This window comes from Actinomycetota bacterium (genome assembly GCA_013152275.1).
Lineage (GTDB): Bacteria > Actinomycetota > Acidimicrobiia > Spongiisociales > UBA4744 > BMS3Bbin01.
In genome coordinates this window covers 1,538-4,777 of sequence record JAADGS010000072.1, presented here as the reverse complement: position 1 = coordinate 4,777, position 3,240 = coordinate 1,538, and the positions used below count along the sequence as shown (strand labels likewise).

The following is a 3,240-nucleotide window of genomic DNA, read 5'->3' as shown; positions in this document are numbered from 1 at the left end:
TTCATACGAGTGGCCTCAGGGATCCATGGCGAATCGTGGAACAAGAGGGGTTCCGGCGCATTAGTCGACGCACGTTTGCTTCCCTTCTACGTCGCTCTCGCGTACCTACCCCTGCGGCCTACAGCCCACCTCTTCCCTCTGAACGGGCAACGGCGTCTTCTGCGAGCAGAGCGACGGTTTCCTCCGGAGTTACCTGGTTGAGGATCATCTTGTGAATGCGGTCACCGACATCAATCTGGAAGTCGCCGTACCACGGCAATGACCTCGCACCAACGACATCAGATCCACTTTCGAAGATGTCGGATATCAGAGCCATCGGCATGTAATCGGGGTACGCCGCGATAACCTTTGGATCAGTCCAGAATCCGGGATACGGGGCGCCCAGGCCCGCGGCCGTGGCCCACGATTTCAAGACGTCGTATTCGCCCTGGGGATTCTTCCATCCGTAGACCTTCATGAGGTCCCATGCGGCGTTGCGTGCGTCACCCGATGTCTTGGTTCCCATCTGGACAACCTCACCGATTTGGAGTGTCTTGCCAGTCGGGCCGTGCATCTTTGGCGCCATCTCGATGTTCGCAGTTTCGGGCCCATCAAGATCGCGGATCAACTTGAGGAAATAGTTGTGCATCGTGTAGAACGTTGCCTTCCCCTCAGACATGAGGAGCGAACTCTTGCCAGGATCATCCGTCAGAATTGACGCTGGTGTCAGGCCTTCCTGGTACATGGATTGCCACCACGCGAGAACGTCGGCAGTCCTCGAATCGTCCGCGAACACGGGTTCACCGTTGTCGCCATAGGGAACGATGCCCTCGGCCAGGAGATACGTGAGGAAGTACTCCTCGGTGAACTGCTTGATCCAAAACGCGGTGTAGGGGGAGGCGATTCCGGAGGCCTTCAGGGTCTGGCACTGATCAAATATCTCGGAAAAGCTCGTCGGCAAGGAGAGGCCAGCATCAGCCAAGTGTCGCGTGTTGTATTGCACGCTATGAACAGCGCTGAAGTACGGAACACTGATGACCATCCCGTTCTTCGTGGTGTACTTCTCGCGTGAAGAGGGATACATTTCCGCAAGCATCTGATCTACATCGGGCAGATCTGAAAGGTCCTGCGACCAACCGTTCACCACATAGTCCTGCGACTGGGGAACGAAGTTATAGAAGAGATCTAGCTTTTCGCCACCACGCATCCTGGTCTGCAAGTCGGCGGAATAGCCGACGTTTGGCGTCACACTGAGATCGACGGCGACACCGGACCTTGCGGTCCAGTTCTTCAGATGCTGCTCGATTACGTCCGGTTGGAAATCCCATGCATGGAACTTGAGAAGGTCGACACCTGGATAGGTCCCGACCGGAATTGCAGTCGTCCCAGGGATTGAAGTCGCCCCTGCGATTGTTGACGTCACCCCCGCGGTCGTGGTCGGGGAGGACGTCCCACCGCATGCGGCGAAAATTCCTCCTGCTGCGATACCTATCCCGGTACCGCCAACAATCCTGAGAAATCGACGTCGATCTATCCCTCGAGAAGCATTCGAGTCCGTCATGGTGTTCTCCCTCTCCGTAGTTCATGTCTGTGAACAGCAGTTCAGATAGGAGCTTACGACCTCCTCTTCGTAGTGTCAAGCAGAAACCACCTACGACCAATTCTCGAAAGATCTGACTATTAGTCGCGTCCCTTGGTGCCTAATACTTCAGCCGTATCCGAATACAGTCGAGTTCGCGACGGTGGCTACGGTACCGAAACCTCCCCGGCACCGACCGGACAAGTCGTCAGGCAGACATGACAAATAGTCGGGCCGATCACCCACCGTTGCAACATCGCACCAGGGCCGACACGACGATACGCCATGGGGTTGGCGAAGCACCTGGAGGCGTGCCAGATGGTTGGGCGGGTCGCGTCTCACGCCGAGGAGGTCGCTCGCACTTCGAGCGACGACGCAGCATTCCATACCAGGACGACTCAGGTGCTGACCCACGGGGTAGCGCATCGGAGCATTCAGGGCTTTGCAATTGGACTTCCGATTCGCATCCACATCCGAGTGTTTCCGGGCTCTGTCATCCTATAGCGCGATCATCGGCAACGAAACCGAGGCCACCAACAGTTGATCCGTTCCGGCGATCCATCCGGTGAGTTCACCCAATCCCATCTCCGACATCGGACGGGATACTCTTGTCGAGGCGCTCACCGAACCAACGATGGACTTTGGCAGGTTCGACCATCTGCAGATCATTCGCGGCTGCGGAAGACAGCCAAAGATGTCGACCGGCGATACGGGTTTGAACACTCTCGCGCGACGACCGGACTCACGTCGTCGCCCCAATGATTTTCCGCTGGGTATCGGTGAAGACATCTGACGAATTTGGCAACCATCACACCGCAGTTCAGGCGTCACGGAGCGAGTCGCACCGAGGTCCAGACCGTCCACAGCGGACCACGCCGCAGTCGGACCACCGTAGAACAGCGGGCGACCTATCCGTCCATGGATGTGGGTGTCAGTTCAGAAGGCGAGAGCGTTGCTCATCCAAACGAGTCGATGCGCAGTGGCCGCGGAGCTTGTGATGACTCGAGACATGTCGAACATTCGACGGACCTACGTGGGGCGAGAGCTGGCTTCCAACTCGCGGATACCTAGTATCACTTCGATCTCGACGGGGATGTTTCCCGGTAGTGAACCAACTCCGACTGCGGAACGGGCGTGTCGACCGATGTCGCCAAACACTGCCACAAGAAGATCCGAGCAGCCGTTGATAACCGCAGGATGTTCAGTGAACTCGGGTGTTGCATTCACCAAACCCAATACCTTGATCACCCGGGTGACACGGTTCAGGGAACCTAGGCGCGTGCGTATCGTTGACAGTATGTTCAACGCGGTGAGTCTGGCTGCATCTTGGGCAGCAGCTACGGTCAGATCCAGACCGACCTTGCCAACTACGGAAGAGCCATCCAGACGTACGGGGCCGTGGCCAGAGGTGTACCCAAGGTCCCCAAACTGCACCAACGTCACATACGAGGCGACAGGATCGGGAGCCTCGGGAAGGACCAGCCCCAACTCTTCAACCCGTAGGTCTGCGTCGTGATCAACCATAGGCAGCGGACCTTAGCACCGACCCCGGCCCGGTTATCGAGGGTTGGTCGGGCGAGCATGCGTGCAACAATCCGTGTGACCGGACACGCGATCTCGCATGCGATCTACGCAACCTCGACCGGCGTCCCGAAACCCTCCAAGCCACGACCCGTTTCTTC

General features: G+C 57.7%; 2 protein-coding genes. Both read right to left on the bottom strand.

Annotation, left to right across the window (positions count from 1 at the left end; genetic code table 11):
- Window positions 1-118: 118 nt before the first annotated feature.
- Window positions 119-1,540 carry a carbohydrate ABC transporter substrate-binding protein gene (locus tag GXP34_11670; GenBank protein ID NOY56629.1) on the bottom strand — a complete coding sequence of 474 codons (1,422 nt, stop codon included), beginning with the start codon at window positions 1,538-1,540 and terminating at the stop codon, window positions 119-121.
- Window positions 1,541-2,587: 1,047 nt separating this feature from the next.
- Complete coding sequence (locus GXP34_11665) at window positions 2,588-3,082, bottom strand: RidA family protein (protein ID NOY56628.1); 495 nt, start codon at window positions 3,080-3,082, stop codon at window positions 2,588-2,590.
- Between the last annotated feature and the right edge of the window lie 158 nt (window positions 3,083-3,240).